The sequence below is a fragment of the Thalassovita aquimarina genome (assembly GCF_018219815.1).
Lineage (GTDB): Bacteria > Pseudomonadota > Alphaproteobacteria > Rhodobacterales > Rhodobacteraceae > Thalassobius > Thalassobius aquimarinus.
The window spans coordinates 1-279 of record NZ_JADMKU010000065.1 but is presented as its reverse complement, the minus strand read 5'-3'; the positions used below and the strand labels follow the sequence as shown (position 1 = coordinate 279).

The following is a 279-nucleotide window of genomic DNA, read 5'->3' as shown; positions in this document are numbered from 1 at the left end:
GCCCTTGGCACGCGCAGGCCTATTCTGGTGCCGGATCGGGCCAACCAGCGCTGGTCGCTGGACTTTGTGTCCGATGCCTTCTCCGACGGGCTGCGATTCCGGGTGCTGTGCATCGTGGATGATTACACCCGCGAGGCTCTGGCAACCGTGGTGGACCGTTCCCTGTCCGGCGCCCGCATGCCTCGTGAACTGGAGCAACTGATCCGGCAGCGCGGCCAACCGGATATGATCGTCAGCGACAACGGGACGGAAATGACATCACACGCCGTCCTGAAATGG

The 279-nt window shown here is 63.4% G+C and carries 1 protein-coding gene; it reads left to right on the top strand.

The genetic code is table 11. The annotated features are described in order from the left end of the window. The coding region (locus tag IT775_RS21200) for a DDE-type integrase/transposase/recombinase (RefSeq protein WP_212703239.1) at nt 1-279 on the top strand (279 nt) is incomplete at both ends.